This window comes from Rhizobium sp. BT-226 (assembly GCF_025847085.2).
Lineage (GTDB): Bacteria > Pseudomonadota > Alphaproteobacteria > Rhizobiales > Rhizobiaceae > Rhizobium > Rhizobium sophorae.
On record NZ_JAOYTI010000002.1, the window covers coordinates 1,104,115 to 1,124,586 of the forward strand.

The 20,472-nt window shown below is 60.4% G+C and carries 22 protein-coding genes; 3 read left to right on the forward strand and 19 right to left on the reverse strand.

Annotation, left to right across the window (positions count from 1 at the left end; translation table 11 throughout):
* Nucleotides 1-3: 3 nt before the first annotated feature.
* From OIU37_RS15645 to OIU37_RS15670, 6 genes are all read right to left on the reverse strand, one after another.
* Nucleotides 4-1,335, reverse strand: a complete 1,332-nt coding sequence (locus OIU37_RS15645) for a MotB family protein (protein ID WP_180693782.1) — start codon at nucleotides 1,333-1,335, stop codon at nucleotides 4-6.
* Nucleotides 1,332-1,961, reverse strand: a complete 630-nt coding sequence (locus tag OIU37_RS15650; protein ID WP_180693783.1) for a hypothetical protein — start codon at nucleotides 1,959-1,961, stop codon at nucleotides 1,332-1,334. Before OIU37_RS15650 ends, OIU37_RS15645 begins: the two co-directional genes overlap by 4 nt.
* Before the next feature lie 203 nt (nucleotides 1,962-2,164).
* Nucleotides 2,165-3,127, reverse strand: coding sequence for a flagellin (locus OIU37_RS15655; protein ID WP_027685978.1), 963 nt, complete (start codon nucleotides 3,125-3,127; stop codon nucleotides 2,165-2,167).
* A gap of 300 nt (nucleotides 3,128-3,427) precedes the next feature.
* Nucleotides 3,428-4,339, reverse strand: coding sequence for a flagellin (locus OIU37_RS15660; protein ID WP_180693784.1), 912 nt, complete (start codon nucleotides 4,337-4,339; stop codon nucleotides 3,428-3,430).
* 244 nt (nucleotides 4,340-4,583) lie between these two features.
* Nucleotides 4,584-5,492: a flagellin gene (locus tag OIU37_RS15665; protein ID WP_011650481.1), complete on the reverse strand. Its 909-nt coding sequence runs from the start codon at nucleotides 5,490-5,492 to the stop codon at nucleotides 4,584-4,586.
* A gap of 282 nt (nucleotides 5,493-5,774) precedes the next feature.
* Nucleotides 5,775-6,680: a flagellin gene (locus OIU37_RS15670; protein ID WP_180693785.1), complete on the reverse strand. Its 906-nt coding sequence runs from the start codon at nucleotides 6,678-6,680 to the stop codon at nucleotides 5,775-5,777.
* A 430-nt stretch (nucleotides 6,681-7,110) separates the two neighbouring features.
* Here OIU37_RS15670 and OIU37_RS15675 point away from each other — a divergent pair, with 430 nt between their 5' ends.
* Complete coding sequence (locus OIU37_RS15675) at nucleotides 7,111-9,084, forward strand: glycosyl transferase (RefSeq protein ID WP_180693786.1); 1,974 nt, start codon at nucleotides 7,111-7,113, stop codon at nucleotides 9,082-9,084.
* 138 nt (nucleotides 9,085-9,222) lie between these two features.
* On the opposite strand, the gene fliP is transcribed toward OIU37_RS15675, so the two are convergent.
* The 13 genes from fliP to flgF all read right to left on the reverse strand — a co-directional run bounded on the left by fliP (nucleotide 9,223) and on the right by flgF (nucleotide 18,376).
* Nucleotides 9,223-9,960 carry a flagellar type III secretion system pore protein FliP gene (gene fliP / locus OIU37_RS15680; RefSeq protein ID WP_171601599.1) on the reverse strand — a complete coding sequence of 246 codons (738 nt, stop codon included), beginning with the start codon at nucleotides 9,958-9,960 and terminating at the stop codon, nucleotides 9,223-9,225.
* Complete coding sequence (locus OIU37_RS15685) at nucleotides 9,957-10,463, reverse strand: flagellar basal body-associated FliL family protein (RefSeq protein WP_180693787.1); 507 nt, start codon at nucleotides 10,461-10,463, stop codon at nucleotides 9,957-9,959. The genes fliP and OIU37_RS15685 overlap by 4 nt, the downstream gene beginning before the upstream one ends.
* Nucleotides 10,464-10,475: 12 nt before the next feature.
* Entirely contained in the window at nucleotides 10,476-11,192 is a 717-nt protein-coding gene (gene flgH / locus OIU37_RS15690; protein WP_011650477.1) for a flagellar basal body L-ring protein FlgH, read from the reverse strand.
* Nucleotides 11,189-11,731 (reverse strand): MotE family protein, encoded by a 543-nt coding sequence (locus OIU37_RS15695; protein ID WP_180693789.1) that lies wholly within the window; start codon nucleotides 11,729-11,731, stop codon nucleotides 11,189-11,191. Before OIU37_RS15695 ends, flgH begins: the two co-directional genes overlap by 4 nt.
* Entirely contained in the window at nucleotides 11,728-12,849 is a 1,122-nt protein-coding gene (locus OIU37_RS15700) for a flagellar basal body P-ring protein FlgI (protein ID WP_025393157.1), read from the reverse strand. The genes OIU37_RS15695 and OIU37_RS15700 overlap by 4 nt, the downstream gene beginning before the upstream one ends.
* Nucleotides 12,846-13,328, reverse strand: a complete 483-nt coding sequence (gene flgA, locus OIU37_RS15705) for a flagellar basal body P-ring formation chaperone FlgA (RefSeq protein ID WP_003545535.1) — start codon at nucleotides 13,326-13,328, stop codon at nucleotides 12,846-12,848. The genes OIU37_RS15700 and flgA overlap by 4 nt, the downstream gene beginning before the upstream one ends.
* A 16-nt stretch (nucleotides 13,329-13,344) precedes the next feature.
* A complete protein-coding gene (gene flgG / locus OIU37_RS15710; protein WP_264258016.1) occupies nucleotides 13,345-14,133 on the reverse strand; it encodes a flagellar basal-body rod protein FlgG in 789 nt (262 codons plus the stop codon).
* Between the two features lie 19 nt (nucleotides 14,134-14,152).
* Nucleotides 14,153-14,494, reverse strand: a complete 342-nt coding sequence (locus OIU37_RS15715; RefSeq protein ID WP_264258017.1) for a flagellar hook-basal body complex protein FliE — start codon at nucleotides 14,492-14,494, stop codon at nucleotides 14,153-14,155.
* A 2-nt stretch (nucleotides 14,495-14,496) separates the two neighbouring features.
* Nucleotides 14,497-14,913, reverse strand: coding sequence for a flagellar basal body rod protein FlgC (gene flgC / locus OIU37_RS15720; RefSeq protein ID WP_168310506.1), 417 nt, complete (start codon nucleotides 14,911-14,913; stop codon nucleotides 14,497-14,499).
* A 4-nt stretch (nucleotides 14,914-14,917) separates the two neighbouring features.
* Entirely contained in the window at nucleotides 14,918-15,310 is a 393-nt protein-coding gene (gene flgB / locus OIU37_RS15725; protein WP_003545529.1) for a flagellar basal body rod protein FlgB, read from the reverse strand.
* 267 nt (nucleotides 15,311-15,577) lie between these two features.
* Complete coding sequence (locus OIU37_RS15730) at nucleotides 15,578-16,120, reverse strand: flagellar protein (protein ID WP_240601950.1); 543 nt, start codon at nucleotides 16,118-16,120, stop codon at nucleotides 15,578-15,580.
* Between the two features lie 2 nt (nucleotides 16,121-16,122).
* Nucleotides 16,123-17,523: a flagellar protein export ATPase FliI gene (gene fliI, locus OIU37_RS15735; protein WP_171601604.1), complete on the reverse strand. Its 1,401-nt coding sequence runs from the start codon at nucleotides 17,521-17,523 to the stop codon at nucleotides 16,123-16,125.
* A gap of 118 nt (nucleotides 17,524-17,641) precedes the next feature.
* Nucleotides 17,642-18,376 (reverse strand): flagellar basal-body rod protein FlgF, encoded by a 735-nt coding sequence (flgF, locus tag OIU37_RS15740; RefSeq protein ID WP_171601605.1) that lies wholly within the window; start codon nucleotides 18,374-18,376, stop codon nucleotides 17,642-17,644.
* 252 nt (nucleotides 18,377-18,628) lie between these two features.
* Here flgF and motA point away from each other — a divergent pair, with 252 nt between their 5' ends.
* Together motA and OIU37_RS15750 are read left to right on the forward strand one after the other, a co-directional pair.
* Nucleotides 18,629-19,501 carry a flagellar motor stator protein MotA gene (gene motA, locus OIU37_RS15745; RefSeq protein ID WP_171601606.1) on the forward strand — a complete coding sequence of 291 codons (873 nt, stop codon included), beginning with the start codon at nucleotides 18,629-18,631 and terminating at the stop codon, nucleotides 19,499-19,501.
* On the forward strand, nucleotides 19,502-20,452 hold the full coding sequence (locus tag OIU37_RS15750; RefSeq protein WP_180693793.1) for a FliM/FliN family flagellar motor switch protein: 951 nt from the start codon (nucleotides 19,502-19,504) through the stop codon (nucleotides 20,450-20,452).
* Nucleotides 20,453-20,472 lie beyond the last annotated feature (20 nt).

The following is a 20,472-nucleotide window of genomic DNA, read 5'->3' on the forward strand; positions in this document are numbered from 1 at the left end:
CGACTATCCTTGATCCGCCTGCACCAGAATCTCGATCCGGCGGTTGGTCGCGTTGAACGGGTCAGACGGCAGCTTCAGCCGACGGTCGGCAAAGCCGGAGACCTGGGAGATGCGTTTCTCATCAAGCCCGCCGCGCACAAGCATGTAGTAGGCGCTCTGAGCGCGGTCCATCGAAAGCCGCCAGTTCTCGTTCTGCGTGCCCTTATACTGGCGACCGTCCGTGTGGCCGCGGATGGCAACCGCACCACCCCTCTCCTTCAGGATCGCGCCGATCTTTTCCATGGCGAGCACCATCTCCTGGCGCGGAACCGCAGAACCGATATTGAACATCGAATCGTCGGTCTGGTCGGAGATGCTGACCAGCAATCCGCCTTCGGACGCCGTCACGGTCAGGCCTTCGGCGAGCTTGCCGGCCACGCCGCCGATCTGCTGGGCGATCTGCGCCTGCAGCTGCTCGGCTTCCTTCTGCTGCTTCTGCTCGGCCTCGGCGGCACTTTTGTCGGCATCCTTCTGATGATCGGCGTCCTTCTGAGCTTCGGCCTTCTTGTCTTCCGGCGACTTGCCACCTGACGTCTTGCCGTCCTTGGCCTCGACCGCGCCCTTGGTCTCCTTGGTTTCTTTGGTCTCCTGGGCGGCCTTCTGATCGGTGGTCAGCGGTATCGGCTTGGCGTCCTCAAGCTTGGCGATCTCGGTCGTCTCGCTCTCGACCGCCTGCTCGTCGCTCTTGCCAGGCGGTAACGGCTTGCCGGCCGTCGTGACCTCGACCTGCTTCGTCCAGAAATCCGGATCGAAGGGATCACGATAGGCCTCGCCGCCATCGGCGCCGGTGGCCGGCCCGGAATCGGCGGCACCGCCATCGCCCTTGGCGCTGACATTGGCCTGCTGGCCGACCTCCTGCGCGATTTCGGCAAGAACCGAATATGGGTTTTCGAAGAAATCGGCCTCGGAATAATTGGTTTGGTCGCCGGAGGTCGATGTCTGATCGTCACCATCCGCCGCGGCCTTGCCGTCGTTCGGATCTTCTTCCTTCTGTTTCGACTTCTCCTGCTTCTCCTCGCCCTCGGCGTTGTCGACGGGCTTCTTCAGGCCCTTCTGGGTCGGCTTTTCGTCGGAGAGTTTGATCGGATTGAAATAGGTCGCGACCGAGGCTTTGGTCTCCTCGTTGGCGGCATTGACCAGCCACATCACCAGGAAGAACGCCATCATCGCCGTCATGAAGTCGGCATAGGCAATTTTCCACGCACCGCCATGGGCGCCATCGTGATCACCGCCGCCATGTCTCTTGACGATGATGATCTCGTTCTTGCCGTGGTGGTGGTTTTCGCCTTCGCTCATTCCAGAACTTTCTTCAAGCTGGCCGCCCAGGCGGACATACGGGTGACGATGACGGAATCACCGATTTCGACTGCAAGATCGATATCGTCGGTCTCAAAGTGGCGAACCGCGGCTACATGTTCGCCGAGCTCGGCCTTCAATATGTCGAAAAGCCGGGTCGGGCCCCTGACGACGATCGCTCCGGCCGCGCCTTCGAGGATCGCATCACGCAGCAGGGCGGCGAGGCTTTCGGCAGCCTTGGCCGCGAGCGCGCCCGTCATCACAGGCGCGATCGCCTCAGCGGCGCCGGCGCTGACCAGCTGAGCGACCTCTTCGGCGATATCGCGGATGCGGGACGCAATGACCGCCGCCGCCTCGACCTCGTAGCGAAGCTTCAGTTCCTCGAGTTCCCGCGCATGGACCTCCGCCAGCGTCCGCGCCTCGCGTTCGTATCTCTCGGTCAATTCCACAGTCGCTGCGGCATGACCTTCCGCATAGGCTTCGCGGCGCTCCGCCTCGATGTCGATCGCCGGTTCGCTCGGCATTTCGGGGAAATCGTCGCCGCCGAAGTCACTCATGTCGAGGATCGGCGCTGACGATTCCGGTTCACCGAAATCCTTCAAATACCGGGAAAGCGTAATGCTCATAAAAAACCATCCAGCATTCGGGAGGCATGCGGCATGCCCGCCCCCGCTCAAAGTGACGTTGTGCGCCGGCATCCCCTTCGAAACGGGCAAGGGCCTGAACTTGCGCCGGCACGGATTCGGACGATGCCTTCATGCCGGAAACTAGGAAGTCAAACTTGCGCGAGGATGAATGGCGCCTCCGCCACCCGTGATCGCGCCCGCCCCTATTCCAGCAGGATCAGGATCTTGCTTGCGGCCGTGTTGAGGATCGAGATCGCTTCGACGGCCATTTGTTTCTGGGTTTCGATCGCCTTCTGCCGGATCGAAGCCTCGTCCATGTCGGTATCGACGAGCGCACCGACGCTCTTGTCGATCGAATCGGACAGATCGGCGGTATAGTCGATCTGATCGTCGATGCGCGTCTTCATCACGCCGATGGACGCGGCCGTCGTCGTCAGCGAGGAGAGCAGCGCGTCGGTGACGTCAAGCATGTCGGTGAGTTGTGCATCGGTCGTGTTCTTGCCAATCGCAATTTCCGTACCTGTCGCCGGCGTGGTGGAGTTGGCGTTCAGCAGATAATAGTTCCGCGACGTCGCGCCGCTGTTATTGATCGCATTGGCATCGACCGACTTGGTCAGCAGGCCGCCGCTCGCATTGTTCTTGTCGATGAGGATGGTCTGCGAGGATGGGAAATCGATGGTCTGAGCCTGATATTCGCCGGTCGGAGCGCGCACGAAACCAGAGATCACCTGCCATGTCGGCGGCGCGGCGGCATCGCCGTTCAACAGCCAGTTTTCACCCGCAAACGACGTCGATTCGACGACCGTCTGCAACTGCTCCTTGTATTCGCTGATCTCGGCGTTGATCTTGTCCTTGTCGGCGCCTGGCTCTCTTGCTGAAACCAGCTTGGCGCGAATCTGGCCGATGAGATCGATCGCCGAGTCCATCGCGGTGTAGGTCGCATCCACCTTGGCAGCGCCGAGACCGAGCGCATCTCCGATCGTTCCGAGATTGGTGCTGTCCGAACGCATGACGGTCGCGACCGACCAGTAGGACGCATCGTCGGCAGCCGTCTCGATACGATATCCCGAGGACACTTGCTGTTGGGTCTGGTTGGCTTCTTTGTTGATGCTGCGCAGCACCGCAAGCGCATTCACCGCGGCCGCGCTGGTAATCTTAACGGTCATCGACAGGTCTCGGAATCGGGGTGAAAGGGCAGGCCGGATTGCCGGCGGCGACTGAAGTGGCGTCATGCCTCCGGCAGCGTTTCTACCGGCGTGTCGCAAAAGCAAATCAACTCGAGGCGAAGTTAACTCGATACCAACCTGTTGGGCAAGAGCGCAGCACTGAGGCTGGCGCCGCGATCGCAATTCCGACCAAAGCATTGATATAAAAGAAAGAACCGCGCCATTTCTGGCGCGGTCCGGGAGGCTTTGCGTTTGCTGCCAGACGATGGCGCAAGATTCGGTCCAGTTTCAGCGCCTGATTTAGCTGCGGAACAGCGTGAGGATGTTCTGAGCGCTGGAGTTGGCGATCGACAGCGACTGGATGGCCAGCTGCTGCTGCGTTTGCAGCGCCGTCAGCTTGCTCGATTCCTCTTCCATGTCGGCATCGACGAGGCGGCCGACGCCCGAGTCGATCGAGTCGCTGAGCGCGCTGACGAAGTTTTCCTGCAACTCGATGCGCGTGGAAATTGAGCCGAGCTGCGACGCGGCCTTGGTCATCGCGTCGAGGCCGGCCTCGATTGAGGTCAGGGCCATGGAGATCTCAACCGAGCCGAAAGTGCTGATGTCCATCGAGTAGATCGAGCCGATCGTACCGCTTGATGTGCCGATAATGCCGGAGGTCGTCTCGATCGCGCCGACCGAGGTCATGCCGAAGAGGACGTTGCCCATGGAGCCTGAGCTCAGGACGTAGTCCGTCGTCTTGACCGAGACATTGCCGTTACCATCGCGCACGAAGGTGGAAACGACGCTCTTGGTGCCGTCAGCGCCGGCAACCCAGTTTTCACCGGAGAAGGAAGCCGATTGCGCGATGCTCAGGAGCTGCTGCTGCAGCTGGCTGATTTCTTCCTGAATCTTGGTCTTGTCGACGCCCTTTTCGGTTGCGGCAACGATCTTCGCCTTGATTTCGCTGATGACGTCGATGGCGCTGTCCATGGCGGAGTAAGCGGTGTCGACCTTTGCGGCGCCGAGGCCGAGAGCGTCGGAAACAGCCGAGAGAGCCTTGTTGTCCGAACGCATGGTCGTTGCGATCGACCAATAGGCGGCGTTATCGGCTGCTTTTTCGACGCGATAACCCGACGATACGTGGTTCTGCGTCGTCTCAAGGCTGTCGTTGATTCCGCGGAGTGTCTGAAGGGCGGCCATTGCCGCGACGTTCGTCAAAATGCTGGTCATAAAATGATTGCCCCTTGTTGGCAGATGGAAAAAAGGGACATTCCGGAAAGCTACCGGGAACGGGGACCAGCCTCATGCCTGTTAACCGGTTCTTAAACTTGGTTAACCCGCCGTCTCGTTGACCGCAGAAGACAGCATTATGGTTAATCATTGGTTAATAGAAATCAAAAAGCCGCGCTCCATCGGAGCGCGGCTCGATACCAATGCCCGCCGGAGACCGGCGGGCTGATGTTTCCGAGGGTTATTAGCCGCGGAACAGCGTGAGGATGGTCTGCGAAGAGGAGTTCGCGATCGACAGCGACTGGACGGCCAGCTGCTGCTGGGTCTGCAGGGCGCTAAGCTTGGAGGATTCTTCTTCCATGTTGGCGTCGACGAGACGGCCGACACCGGAGTCGATCGAGTCGCTGAGAGCGGAGACGAAGTTTTCCTGCAGTTCGATACGCTTGGAGATCGAGCCGAGCTGAGCGCCGGCGCTGGTCATCGCCTTCAGTGCCGATTCAACGTTGGTCAGAGCCGACTGGATTTCGCCGAGGGTGAAATTGGTGATGTCCATTGCGTAAACAGAACCGGTCGCACCATTCGAAGTACCGAGGATACCCGTGGAGGTTTCGACCGAGCCGACGCTCATGCCGAACAGAACGTTGCCCATGGAGGAGCTGTCGAGAACATAGTCGGTCATCACGACCGAAACGGCGTTGGAGCCGTCGCGGACGAAGGAGGCAACGACGTTCTTGGTGCCGTCAGCGCCAGCAACCCAGTTTTCACCGGAGAAAGAAGCCGACTGAGCGACGCTCAGGAGCTGCTGCTGCAGCTGGCTGATTTCTTCCTGGACCTTGGCCTTGTCGACGCCGCTTTCAGTGGCGGCAACCAGCTTCGCCTTGATGTCGCCGACGACGTCGATGGCGCTGTCCATGGCGGAGTAAGCGGTGTCGACCTTTGCAGCGCCGAGGCCGAGAGCGTCGGAGACAGCCGAGAGAGCCTTGTTGTCCGAACGCATGGTCGTTGCGATCGACCAGTAAGCAGCGTTGTCGGAAGCCTTGCCGACGCGATAGCCGGACGAAACGTGGGCCTGGGTTTCCTGGAGACCCTGGTTGATGCCACGGAGAGTCTGGAGGGCTGCCATTGCAGCGTTATTGGTGTTGATGCTCGTCATAGTTTGCTTGCCCCTTGTTGGCAGATTTTAAACAGGGACATTCCGGATTTTCGGCCGGCCCACAGCGATCAGCATCATGCCTGTTAACCATTTCTGTTAAGGTTAACTCGCCGTTTCGATGGGCCTAGAAAACACCAAGATGGTTAAGGAAAGCTGAATTAGAATTGAAAATTACTTAAAAATATCTGATGGTTAGAGGGATTTTCATTAACCTTATATTAAAATATTTCGCGGCCGGGGATGACCCGGCCGCGAGACTTGGAAACCTTGTGCCAACCGGTCTTAGCGGAAGAGCGACAGGATGTTCTGCGAAGAGGAATTCGCGATCGACAGCGACTGGATCGCCAGCTGCTGCTGGGTCTGCAGGGCGCTGAGCTTGGAGGACTCTTCTTCCATGTTGGCGTCGACGAGACGGCCGACACCGGAGTCGATCGAGTCGCTGAGAGCGGAGACGAAGTCGTCCTGAGCGTCGATGCGGCTGGAGAGCGAGCCGAGAGCAGCGCCGGCGCTGGTCATGGCCTTCAGAGCCGCTTCAACGTTGGTCAGAGCCGACTGGATCTGGCCGGACGTAAAGCTGGTGATGTCCATCGCGTAGATCGAACCGGTCGCACCAGTCGAAGTACCGAGGATACCCGTGGAGGTTTCGACCGAGCCGCCGCTCATGCCGAACAGAACGTTGCCTGCAGAGCCGCTGTCGAGAATATAGTCGGTCGTGGTGATCGAAACGGCGTTGGAGCCGTCACGGACGAAGGAGGAAACGACGCTCTTGGTGCCGGTTGCGCCAGCAACCCAGTTTTCACCGTTGAAGGAAGCCGACTGAGCGATGCTCAGGAGCTGCTGCTGCAGCTGACCGATTTCTTCCTGGACCTTGGCCTTGTCGACGCCGTTTTCAGTTGCGGCAACGAGCTTCGCCTTGATGTCGCCGACGACGTCGATGGCGCTGTCCATGGCGGTGTAAGCAGTGTCGACCTTGGCGGCGCCTACGCCGAGAGCGTCGGAGACGGCCGAGAGAGCCTTGTTGTCCGAACGCATGGTAGTTGCGATCGACCAGTAAGCAGCGTTGTCCGAAGCCTTTTCAACACGATAACCAGAGGAAACGTGGTTCTGCGTGTTGTTCAGGTTCTGGTTGACGCTACGCAGCGTCTGCAGAGCGGCCATTGCGGAAGAATTCGTGTTAATGCTTGTCATAAATCTGTCCCCTGGAAACTAGATACAAAAAGGAGGACATACCGGACTATAGTACCGGCGATGACGGACCAGCTTCATGCTACTCGGCGCCTGTTTTGTTTGGCCCAAACCCGTCATGTCCAGGGCAATCTCGCAGCCAATGCTTGCCAACTCCTTAAAAATACAGCCCCTCGGCCGGCTCCTCGCAGGGCATAGTTAATGCCTTCTCACAAGGCTTAGTTAATGCCTGCTGAAGATAATTTTTGGCATCCGAATTCGAGCGGTAAAAGCGAATTTTACCGGCGGAAGGGGCGCTTTCCTGGGACAGTCGAGGCTTTCCGGACAAAGCAGGCACTCATCGCGCCACCGGTTTCAAGCAAGCTTCGAATGCCAGTATGGCAGATGCCGGGATAGCATCATCGGACTGACCTCGTTTTCGGGAGGACGGTCCATGCGCGCTTCGGCGATCGACAGTCATGCCAGAGCATTTCCTTCACGGAGTTGGGTTTTGAACAGCAAAGTTTCGTTCTCTGCGGCATCCAAGGATTACCAGATGGGCCGCTACACACAGTCCTTGGCGACGCTCAACCAGTTGATGGACATCCAGCCGGATGCCAAGACCTATGCGCTGCTGGCCAAGAACCTCGTGCAGCTCGGCTTCAAGGCCGATGCCGCGAAAGCCTATGGCCTGGCCGGCAACTGCGAAGGACCGAATTCCTACGAATACCAGAAACAGGCTGCCAAGCTGCATTACGAGACCGGCAACGAGGACGATGCTCTGCTGATCGCCATGCGAAACCTCACCAAGGCGCAGGAAGACCCGGAGCTCGCCTTCATCATCACCGCGATCTATCTGAAGCGCCAGCAGCGGGATATCATCCGCCCGTTCAAGACGGTGCTGTCGCAGAGTGCCAATCCCGATCATATGCGCCTGGCGGCCCTGCTGCTGAGCGACGATCTGAACGACGCAACCAACCAGAACCTCGCGCGCAACATCTTCAAGCGTTTTCCCGGCAACCTCGCATTTCGCTTCCTTCACCTTGTTTTCGCACGCGAATTCAATGAGTTCGAAGAGGCGAGCAAGCATCAGGCGGTGATCGACGCGGCCCTTGCAAAGGGCGATATCGAGATCCTGCGCAAGGACAACCCGTTCTATCACCTGCACTGGTGCGGCAACGAAGACTTCAACCGGTATGCGACGATCGGCACCAACCCCCTCAACCAGGAACGGGTGGCCTTCCGCCGCAACCAGCCGCACAGTTGGTCGGACAAGATCCGGATCGGCTACATGTCATCAGACTTCTGGGATCGCCACGCAACGATGAAGCTCTTGCAGCGCATCCTCGAACTGCACGACAAGGACCGGTTCGAGGTGACGCTCTTCTGCCATACGGGCCCGGAATACCTCAAGCACAACACGATCGACCGCAGCCGCTGGGGCCGGATCGTCACCGTTCACGGCTTCTCCGATCAGGCGGTGCTGGAAGTGGTGCGCGAGCACAATATCGACATCATGGTCGACCTGAAGGGCCACACTTCGGGCAGTCGCGCGACGGCCTTCAACCTGCCGCTCGCACCGGTGCATGTCGGCTGGCTCGGTTTCCCCGGCAGTACGGTCAATGTCGACCTCGACTACGTCATCGGCGACCATTTCGTCCTACCCGAGGTGGCCAAGCCCTTCTACCATGAGAAGTTCTGCCGGCTGCCGGAGAGCTACCAGCCGAACGACCCGATGCATCGTCCGAAGCCGCGTCCTGTCACTCGCGAGCAACTCGGCCTGCCGGAAGACGCCTTCATTTTCGCGTCCTTCAACGGCAATCGCAAGATCACGCCGGAGACGATCGGCAGCTGGTGCCGTATCCTGAAGCGCGCCCCAAACAGCGTACTCTGGTTGATGGCGAATACGCCGCGCAACCAGGCAAACCTTCTGAAGCAATTCCAGGGGGCAGGCATTTCGCCCAAGCGGATCATCTTCTGCCCGCGCGCGCCCTATGAACAGCACATCGACCGCCAGCAGGCGGCCGACCTCGGCATCGATACCTTCCCCGTCAACGGCCACACGACCACCTCGGAGCAGCTCTGGGGCGGCCTGCCGGTTCTGACCGTCAAGGGTACCAACTTCGCGTCACGCGTCAGCGAGAGCCTGCTCAGGGCCATCGACCTACCCGATCTCGTCGCGCCCGACCTACAGGCCTATGAGGATATGGCCGTCGAACTGGCTGAGAATCCCGGGCGGATCGCCGAATACAAGGCGCATCTCAAGGAGAAGCGTTATATCGCGCCGCTCTTCGATGCCGAACGGTTCTGCGACCATCTGGAGCAGGCCTATGAAATCATGGCCGAGCGCGCCAGGCAGGGTCTGGCACCCGATCACATGGACATTCCGGCGCTGCCGCCGCGCACGGCGCCGTTCGCGGCCGATTGAGGCTTTTCGACCGCTACAGCGCGCCTTTCAGGCGCGTGAAGGACGCCGTAGCACTTTGAATTGCTGCATAATGAAAGAACCCGCCGGAGCAGTCCGGCGGGTTCTTTCATTGGCGAATATCCAAGCGGCGGCAGCCGGTCAGCTGAACGAGCGCACCAGGCTGCCGACGAGCAGGTTCCAGCCGTCGATCAGCACGAAGAAGAGAATCTTGAAAGGCAGCGAGATCGAGGTCGGCGGCAGCATCATCATGCCCATTGCCATGGTGATGGTCGCGACGATGAGGTCGATGACGAGGAACGGCAGCACGACGAGGAAGCCGATCTCGAAGCCGCGGCGAATCTCGGAAATCATGAAGGCCGGGATCAACACGCGGTAGTCGATCGGATCGGTCGTCTGGATATTCTGTCCGCGTTCGCGCGCCAGATCGACGAAGAGCGCCAAATCCTTGTCGCGGGTATTGGCCGCCATGAAGGTACGGAAGGGTTCGGCGATACGCTGGACCGCCTCGGTCTCGTTGATCTGATTGGCAAGCAGCGGCTGCACGCCGTTCTGCCAGGCCTGATCGAAGGTCGGCGACATGACGTAGAAGGTCATGAACAGCGACAGCGACAGGAGGATCATGTTGGAGGGCGTCGAGGAGAGGCCCATCCCTGAGCGGAGGATCGAAAAAGCGATGATGAAGCGCGGAAAGCTCGTCACCATGATCAGGATGCCCGGCGCGACCGAAAGAATGGTCAGCAGGCCGAATGTCCGGATGATCCAGGCGGCGACGGAGCCATCGACCGGTATATTCAACAAGTCAGTCGGCAGCTGCTGTGCCACCGCCAGTTCCGGTACCGCCATCATGGCGGCAAGGAAAACTATGAGACGAATCATTCGATGACAAATGTCCTGAACATGACCTTCGATACCCGCCCTTGCGAGCGAAGGTCAACACGTTCCTGTATGTCATCCTTGAGATATTGAAAGCCCCGCGGCCCCTCGATCTGCTGCAGGGAAACAGTCCTGATATAGGCGAGGATATCCTGGTGAATATCCTCGGAAACCTTGACATCCGGCGGCCCGTTGAACAGCAGCGCGACTTCGAGTCGCACCCAGTTTTCGGAGGGGTAGGCGAGGTTCGAGGTGATCGGCTCGAGCTGGACGACGTTGTTGGCCTCGGTCGAGATGCGCGCCAGGCCTTCCTCGGCCTTCTTCTTCGCCTCCGCATCCTTGGCCTGCTCGACCTCCTTGGCGCCCTTGATGTTGGGCGCGACGGTCGTGCCGACCGCCCAGCCGCCGCCGGCGCCGACGAGCGTCAGGACGGCGATGCCGATGATCGTCATCAGCGAGCCGGATTTCTTCTGCGATTGACCTGCGCTTGCGTCTGGCTCTGCCATCGTCGTTCAGCCTCAAAGCGGCGAGAAAAGATCGACGGCCTGCTGGCCGCGCGGAGGCTGCTGCACTTCCATCAGGCGGCCGCGGCCGCCGTAGGAGATGCGGGCTTCGGCGATCTTGTCGTAGGAGATCTGGTTGTCGGCATTGACGTCCTGCGGACGAACGATACCGGCGACATTCAGGATTCGCAGCTCCTGGTTCAGGCGAACTTCCTGCGAGCCTGATATGACGAGGTTGCCGTTTTCGAGAATGCCGGTGACGACCGCGGCGACCAGAAGGGTGAGCTTGTCGGTGCGCTCGATCTTGCCCTTGCCGTCGGTGCTGGTGTCGGAGCCATAAGTCAGGTCGGTCTTCGACTCCGGCGTCCAGCCGAAGATCTGAGCGTTGACATCCCAGTTCATGCCGCTCGAATTCGTGCGGCTGCGGTTGGTCTCGTTGTCGAAGGAGGCCTTGTCGTTGATCTGGATGTCGACGGTCAGGATGTCGCCGACGTTGAGCGCGCGCGCATCCTTGAAGAGGGCGGCCTGCGAATCGCTCCACAGCGAATAGCCCTGCGCCACGGCGCGCGGCTGCTTCGGATAAAGCGCCATCTGCGGCGTCTGGCCGTAGGCGAGGCCGCTGCCGATCGGGCTCATGGCAGGCGCACGGCCGATCTCGCTGACCGCCGTCGGAGACTGGCAACCTGCAAGGAGTGCGAGGGCGGCGATCGCGGCCGGGAAACGCATATTCATGAAGGATCCTTCGACGTATTGGGATCGGACGCACTGGCGATGACGCTGGCGATGACCGCGGCCTTCTCAGGGTCCATCTCGTTGAGGATGAGGCTCGACTGACGCGGGCCGAGCCGCATGATCACGGCGGAGGCCACCTCGATCTTCATGTCCTGCAACTGAAGTGCGGCCGCATCCGGCTTCATCTTCCTGTAGATTTCGGTGAGGCCGGCTTCCGCCTGCTTCAGGAAATCGTCGCGGCGCTTCAGCCAGTCCTGATATTCTGCCTTGCGCTTGTCCATTTCCGCCATGCGGGCGTCGATGTCGGCGCGAAGCTTTTCCAGTTCCTGCTTCTGCAGGAGGTAACGCTGGTCGCGGGCGGGCTCGGCGATGTTGGTGCAGAACTGCTTGATCTCATCCTGGGAGGTGATGTCGCGTGCCGGCGCATGTTCCTGCGCGAAGGCGCTGGGGATCGACAAAAGGACGAGGCCTGCGGCCGGCAACGCCAGCCGGCGCAGCAATTGCAGAACCGTCATGTCAGGGTTGATGATATCAATCATTGCAGCACAAGCTCCGCCTGCAGGGCGCCTGCCGACTTGATGCCCTGGAGAATGGCGATGATGCCATCCGGTTTCACACCGATATTGTTGAGGCCGGCGACAAGGGTCCTGAGATCTGGACCATCGATGATGGCGACGCGCCCGCCGGTCTGCTCGGCCGCGATATCGGTCTGCGGCTGGACGGCGGTCCGGCCGCGCGAGAAGGGTTCGGGCTGGATGATCTGCGGCGTCTCGGTGACCTGGACAGTCAAGGTGCCGTAGCTGACGGCAACCGGCGAGACGCGGACGTCGGAGCCGATCACGATCGTTCCGGTGCGCTCATTGATGACCACCTTGGCCGGCGTATCGGTTTCGACGATGAGATTTTCGACGTCGGCCATCAGCCGGGTGAGATCGGCCGCGCGCGGCTTCTGGATCACAACTTCCTGCGAATCCTTGGCTTCGGCGACCGGGCCGCCGAAGCGCGCCGAGGCATAACCGTTGACGATGTCGGCGATACGGATCGCCGTCGAGAAGTCTGGGTTGCGCAGCTGCAGGACGAGATTGACCGAATCCTTGAAACGGGACGGCAGTTCGCGTTCGATGATCGCGCCGCCGGGCACGCGGCCTGCGGTGGTGACGCCTTCGGTCACGGTCGCCGCCTGGCCCTGCGCCTGAAAACCGGAGACGATGACAGCGCCCTGCGCAACGGCGTAGATCTGGCCGTCGGCGCCGGAAAGCGAGGTCATGACGAGCGTGCCGCCGCGAAGCGACGTCGCGTCGCCGAGCGAGCTCACCGTGACGTCGATACGGCTGCCGGGACTTGCGAAGGGCGGCAGGTTGGCGGTGACCATCACGGCCGCGGTATTCTTGGCGTTGGACTGACCGCCCTGCGTCGAGATGCCGAGATTCTGCAGCATCGCCCGCATCGACTGCTCGGTGAAGGGCGAGGCACGGAAGCCGTCGCCGGTTCCCTGCAGGCCGACAATGAGGCCATAACCGATCAACTGGTTATCACGCCCGGCCTGAAGGGAGGCGATATCCTTGATGCGGGAGGTCAGCGCCCAGGCGGGCGCGACATCAGCCAAACTCATGGCGAGAACCGCGACAAGAGTGAGGAAACGGAAGAACAATTTCATTTTGCCCTCACATGGACCGTGCCGTCCGCAAGCACCGTGCCGCTGACGATGACGCCGGAGTCCATATTGCGCGCACGGACGACCTGCCCGATCGTGCCGTCTTCGAGCGGCGTGCCGGCGGCGGAGATCGTCATCGCGCCGAGCGATAAGACCAGACGGATCGAAGAGCCGCGTGTCACCGTATAGGCTTCGCGCAGGCCCGAAACCGAAATCGTGCGGCCCGGCAACAGCGTGCGCTTGGAGACCATGCCTTCGACCTGGGAAATGGATTTGGCATAATCGCCGGCGAGGTTGGGGTTGGTGACCTCGACCTCCTGAAGCTGGCTCGACGACAATGTGTCGCCGGGGTAGATGATCGTCGTCGGGACGACGGCATAACCCATGCCTGCATCCACGTCCGCGGGCAAGAAAATGCCCGCGACTGCGATCGTGGCTGCCGCCACCCATCCTGAGATGTGTCCTGCCCGGCAAAACATCATGTTTCGGCCCTTCCCTTTACTTCAGGTTCTTGCTGACGATGGAGGCCATTTCATCAGCGGTGGTGATCACCTTGGAATTCATTTCGTAAGCGCGCTGGGCCGAGATCAGCTCGGTGATTTCCTTCACCGGGTCGACGTTCGAAGATTCCAGGTAACCCTGCTTCATGTAAGCGAAACCTTCCTCGTCAGGATTGCCGATGACGGCTTCGCCGGAGGCCGGCGTTTCCTGGAAGAGATTGTCGCCGAGCGGCTGGAGACCAGCCTCGTTGACGAAGTCGGCAAGAGTCAACTGGCCGAGCTCGGTCGCCTCCGTCGTTCCCGGCAGCTTGGCCGAGACCTGGCCGGAGCGGCTGATCGTCAGTTCGGTCGAACCCGTCGGAATGGTGATGCCGGGAAGGACCTCGTAGCCGTCGATGGTGACGAGCTGGCCCTGGTCGTTTTTGTTGAAGGCACCGGCGCGGGTGTAAAGCGTCGTACCGTCGGTCGACTGGATCTGGAAGAAACCCTTGCCGATCAGCGCCACGTCGAGATCGTTGCCGGTCTGGGTCAGTTCACCCTGGAGATGCAGGTTGCGGACCGCCGAGGTCTGGACGCCGAGGCCGATATTGGCACCTTCCGGAACGACGGCCTGGTTGGCGCGGTTGGCGACACCCTTGGCACGTTCGGTCTGGTAGAGAAGATCCGAGAATTCGGCGCGGGCGCGCTTGAAACCGGTCGTATTGATGTTGGCGATGTTGTTCGCGATGACTTCCAGATTGGTCTGCTGGGCATCCATGCCCGTTGCTGCGATGGCGAGCGCTCTCATGTGTTCGTCCTCAAATCAGTTACATCTGCATCTTGGTGACTTCGAGAAAGGCCGAGACGACCTTGTCGCGGATGGCAATCGCGGTCTGCAGCGTCTGCTCGGCCTGGAGCATGGAATCGACGACTTCGCGCGTCGACGCCGTGCCCTTGATACCGGCAAAGGACATGCTTTCCGCACCCTTCAGGCTGTTGACCGCGTCGCTCGCCATGTTGCCCATGACGGAGGCGAAGCTCATGCCACTGGCCGCACCTGCGGCGCCCGGCATAGTGGCGGCAGACGACGAGGCGGAATGTTCGGTGTCGACGGCGCCGAGCGCACGGGTCATCGAAAGGTTGCTGACATTCTGGACGCTGCTGATCATTATTATTGGCTCTTCAGGAGGTCGATCGTGGAGGAGATGAGATCGCGGGTCTGTTTGATGGTCTGCAGATTGGCGTCATACGAGCGGTTGGCTTCGCGCATGTCGGCCATCTCGACCAGGATATTGACGTTCGGCAGTTTGACGACGCCCTTCTGGTCCGCAGCCGGATTGCTGGGGTCGAATTCAGTGCTGAAGTCGCCTTCGTCGACGCCGACCTTCTTGACGTTGACAGTCTCGACGCCGTTGGTGCGATCCATCTGCTGGCCGAAGGTGATCGTCTTGCGGCGGTAGGGGTCGGCACCGGGCGTGTCGCCGGTCGAGCGGGCATTGGCAATGTTTTCCGAAACGATGCGCAGGCGCGTCGACTGCGCCTCGAGCCCGGAACCGGCGATTTTCATTGCTGCTGAAAGCGGATCCATGACTTTACCTCCTGACGGTCATCAACATCATGCGGTTGAAGGAACTGACCAGCGAGGTGTTCAGATCGTACTGGCGCTTTATATCGCCCGACTTGGAGAGCTCCTCGGCCAACCCGACTGTATTGCCGGATTCCTGGACGCCGATCTCCTGGTCGAGCGCGGCGTCCTTGACGTCGATATCGCCGCTGTCGCTGAAATCGTTGCCGCTGAGATGCGCCGGATTGGTGCGCGCCATGTTGATATTGGAATTGTCGAGCACCGCATCAAAGGGCGTAACGTCCTTGGCGCGGAACTTCGGGGTATTGGCATTCGCGATGTTGCCGGCAACAACCTGCTGACGGATCGTCAGCCATTCCGCCTGCCGCGAAGCCAAGTCGAAAAGTTGGATCGGTTGCATGAGAACTCTCCGTTTTTACTGTCCCGAACCTAGTGCGGTAATCTTGCGTGGGACTTACGGGAATTCAGGCTTCGAGGCGGTTTTCGGCGAAGGCCGCCGCTATGACAGCGCCGCGCGTCTTTCGGACGTGCAAGCACGCTGTAACTATTTGAATTGATGCGTCATACCTTAAGTGGGAATCGATCCAACGAATGCCGGAATTAAAAAAAAGGGCTCCGGCTGGTTCGCGGCGGAGCCCCCTGTTGCCTTCGGCGTTTGCGGACAGGTTCAATTGTTCTGGTAGATCTCGCCCTTGGAGGTGACGATCACCCATTTGCCGTCGCGCTGTTCGAGTGTCGCAAGGCGGCTTTCGTCGGGCAGGATCGAGCCGATGCGCACCACGTACATGCCCGAGGGATCCTCGATCAGCGCCCGGCCGTTGGAAACATGCAGCAGGCGGAAGGAAGATCTGCCGGGGAAAGGCTGATCTTCCTGTATGGCGCGGCCATCGCGCTCCTTGCCGAGATCGGAGACCGTCGCCGTCGTCAGCGGATCGATCGGCGGGGCCTTCTTGTCCGCCTCGTTCTTGTTGACCATGGCAAGCGGCGAGACGCTGAAGACGTTGCGGGCCGGCCAATCCGGCAGTTCACGCGAACTCTCGCTGGCGGCGACATTAATGCCGAATTTGTCCGCGTTGAAGAAGACGTACCAGGGAAAGAAGGCGGAAGCGCCGGCAAGCGCCAGGCCGGAGAAAGTCAGAAACCGATCCAGGATCGCAGTCTTCCTGCGCTGCTTCAGGGAAGCGATACGTTCGTCGTCGAAATCAGCCACGTCTAGCCTCTCCTCTGAATAGGGCCGCCCTGATTGCCCATGCCGGCTGCAGCCTTGAGCGCGCCGGCGAGATCGGCGAAAGCGTCAAGCGAGTCGCGATCGCCCGGAGACTGCTTCAGAACGTCGTAAATAATCGGCACCTGCTTGATCGCCATGTCGAGATCGGGATCAGCACCCTGACGATAACCGCCGATCATGCGCAGGTCGCGCGTCTCTTCGAAACGATGGATCAGCACCTTCAGCCGCGATACCAGCTTTTCCTGATCCGGCGTCCAGGCCTTGCGGGCAAGACGCGAGATCGAGGCAAGCGGATCGATCGGGGGATAACGCCCTTCTTCGGCGAGACTGCGCTGCAGGACGATATGACCGTCGAGGATGCCGCGGGTCGAATCGGCGATCGGGTCATTGTGATTGTCGCCGTCGACGAGGATCGAGATGATCGCCGTGATGGTGCCGGCGCCCTCGGGACCGGGACCGGCGCGTTCCAAGAGGCGCGGCAACTCGGTGAAGACGGAGGCGGGATAACCGCGCGCGATCGGCGGCTCGCCGGAGGCGGTCGCCACCTCGCGGATCGCATGGGCGAAACGCGTGACGCTATCGACGATGAAGAGCACGTTCTCGCCCTTGTCGCGGAAATGCTCGGCGATGGTGACCGCCGTCAGCGGCGCCATCTTGCGCAGCATCGGACTTTCGTCGCTGGTGGCGACGACGGCGATCGCTTTCTTCATGTTGCTGCCGAGCGTATCCTCGATGAATTCGCGCACCTCGCGGCCGCGTTCGCCGACGAGCGCAATGACAACCTTGTCGAAGGCATCGGCGCGGGCGAGCATGGACAGAAGCGTCGACTTACCGACGCCGGAACCGGCGAAGATGCCGAGGCGCTGGCCGAGGCAGAGCGGCGAAAAGATGTCGATCGCGCGCACGCCGGTCTTGAAGCCGGTCTCGACACGCTTGCGGGTCATCGAGGGCGGCGCGGTATTGGAGATCGAGCGGCGATCGAGGCCCTCGGTGATCGGCCCCAGCCCGTCGATCGGCTCGCAGAGCGAGTTGACGGTGCGCCCGCACCAGCTGTCCGTCGGTGAAATGCGGAAGGCGCCCTTGCGGATGACGGTATCATGGATGCCGATCGGCTCGCCGGGTTCGATCGGGCAGACATAGATCAGTTCCGGCTCGACGCGCACGACTTCGCCGAGATGAATGCCGGTCGCCGATTTATGGGCCACGAATTCGCCGAGACGAACATGGCGGGAGAGACCGTGAACCGTGTAGTGGCCGGCAGCGATGGTCTGCACGCGACCGCCGTGGGCGACCGCGAACTCCGGCGATGCGTATTGGTCGACGAGGCCCGCCAGATGCGCCAGCTTCGGAGAAAGACCGTCCACTGATAGTAGCGTGGTGCTCATGCTTCAAATCCCACCCTAAAATACGTTGTGTGCAGCTTGCTGCATGCGACGTATTTTAGATCCTTGTTCATGTGCATGTCGTTCTCCCAAAACCGCCGGACACTTTGGGCGACATGCATTAGCGGCTGCCGCCAAGCGTCTGAACGGCTTCCTTGAAGGAATCCTCGCTGTCGCGCATCAGCGACGAGACGCTTTCGAAGGCCCGGTTGACTTCGATCAGCTGGGTGATCTCGCGCATGGCGTTGACGTTGGAGTTTTCGAGATAACCCTGCTCGACACCGACATTGAAGCGGTCGACGACGGCGCGCGGCTGGTCGGTGGTCATGATGCCGCTGTTTTCGTAGCGCAGGTAACCCTTGCTGATATCGGCCTCGAACAGGCCGAGCGAACCGATCTGGCGGCCGCCCTGATAGATGATGCCGTCTGTGCCGACGGCCGGCTCACCGCCTGTCGTGTTGAGCTGGATCGGCGCGCCGCCGGCGTCAAGAACCGGGTATCCGCGGATCGAGACGAGTTCGCCGGTATCCTTGATCGTAAAGCGGCCGTCCCTCGTCAGAACCCGGCCGGCCGGCGTGTCGAGCCCAAACCAGGCATCACCCTTGACGGCGAAATCGAGCATGTTGCCGGTGTGCTGCAACTCGCCACTTCCCTCGTTCAGGTAGTCGTTGCCCTGGGAAACGAAGGCGACCTTGGTGTTCAGTTTGTTCTTGGTGGCCGCCACCATCTCGTCGAACTTCACCTCGGTGGCGCGAAAACCGGTCGTGTTCACGTTCGCCATGTTGTCTGCGATGGTGGTCAGACGCTTTTCGAGGGCCATCTGCGACGACAGAGAAACATAAAGACCGGATTGCATGTCGGTAAGCTCCAAGCATTGGCGATGAACGGAACGAAAAGCCGGGCGTCGTCTGTATTGTTTGGCCGGGATTCGCTGAGGCGGCATCTCAGAAACGGGTGCGGACACCCATTCGTCCCCTTTAGACTGACGGCAGATGCTTGCGCGAAGCTGGCACGCGGAAATGCCTCGCGACCGGCCCTTTCATCAGCCTCACGCAAGGCAGAAACCCTATCGGTCTCAAAGAAAAGCAACGTTCAGATTGGGCTGACGATGAACATCATTATCGGATTTATAGTGACTTGCGGCTGTGTCATCGGCGGCTTCATGGCGATGGGCGGCCACGTGGACGCTCTGTTCCAGCCCTTCGAATTCCTCATCATCGGCGGCGCCGGTATCGGCAGCTTCATCATGGCGAATCCGATGAAGGTGGTGAAGGATTCCGGCAAGGCCCTCGCCGAAGCCTTCAAGCACGCGGTGCCGAAGGAACGCAATTATCTCGATACGCTCGGCGTGCTCTATTCGCTGATGCGCGACCTGCGCACCAAGTCGCGCAACGAAATCGAAGCCCATATCGACAATCCAGCCGAATCGACGATCTTCCAGCAGGCTCCGACCGTTCTGAAGAACAAGGAACTGACGGCGTTCATCTGCGATTACGTGCGCCTGATCATCATCGGCAATGCCCGCAGCCACGAGATCGAGGCGCTGATGGACGAAGAGCTCAACACCATCATGCACGATAAGATGAAACCCTACCACGCGATCCAGATTATGGGCGATTCCTTCCCGGCGATCGGTATCGTCGCGGCCGTTCTCGGCGTCATCAAGGCGATGGCGGCGATCAACGAATCGCCTGAGGTGCTCGGTCACCTGATCGGCTCGGCGCTCGTCGGCACCTTCCTCGGCATTCTCTTGTCCTACTGCCTCTGCTCGCCGCTGGTCTCCCAGATCAAGATCGTGCGCAACAAGCAGCACCGCCTTTACGTTATCGTCAAGCAGACGCTGCTTGCCTACATGAACGGTTCGGTGCCGCAGGTCGCTCTCGAATACGGCCGCAAGACGATCTCGGCTTACGAGCGTCCGTCCATCGATGCGGTCGAGCAGGAAATGATGAACCCAGGTGGCGAAAACAAGGCGGCTTAAATGACTATGAGCAATGCTTCGCACGACAAACCGGCAATGGATCCTGCCCTCCTCGCCAAGCTGACAGGCGGGCTTGGCGACAGAGGCAGGGTCGCCAAGATCTGCAGCTCCTTCGGGGAAATCTACAGCGAATTCTTTCCCGACGTCATCAAAAGCGAGACCGGCCTCGACGTGGCGGTCAACTATCTCGGCTGCGAGATCGGTTACAAGAACCACCTCATCGAAGACCTGAGCGCGAACGTCACACTCGTCGACGCGACGCTGCGCAACTGGTCGCAGAACATTACGCTTGCCTGCGGCAACGGCTTCGTCATCACGCTGATGGAGCATCTGCTCGGCGCCACAGCCGATACGATCGAGGAACCGGCCGACCGGCTGCTGTCGATCATCGAGCTCGATCTGGCGGTCATGGTCTTCGACAAGATCGCCAAGGTGCTACGCTCGGCCGTCAACGCGCCTGGCGGTTTCGAGCCGAGCCTTTCGGCCCCGTACGCCCATGACATGCGCGCCCGGCCGCCGGAGGATCGTCCGGATGAATTCGCGGCCGCCATCAACATGTCGATCACGCTTGCCGGCATCGTTTCGGAATTTTCGTTGATCGTTCCGCAGACGGCGCTGCTCAAGACCAAGGTGACGCCGCCGAAGCCGAAACGTCAGGCCAGCAGCAACTCAGCGGAATGGACCGAACAGCTCGGCGACCAGGTCCGCCGCTCGCATGTCACGCTCGAGGCGAAGATCAGGTTGCAGGACCTGACGCTGCGCACGATATCGAAGCTGATGGTCGGCGACGTCATTCCGTTCCGCGACCACGGCGAGGTGCGTGTCGAGGTCAGCGCCAACAGCAAGGAATTGTATGTGTGCGAGTTCGGGCGTTCAGGCGAAAACTACATGGTCCGCGTCAAGGATACGATGAACTCGGATGACGAACTCATCCGTCATTTAATGAATTAATCGGTTCTCTGGCTTTTGGG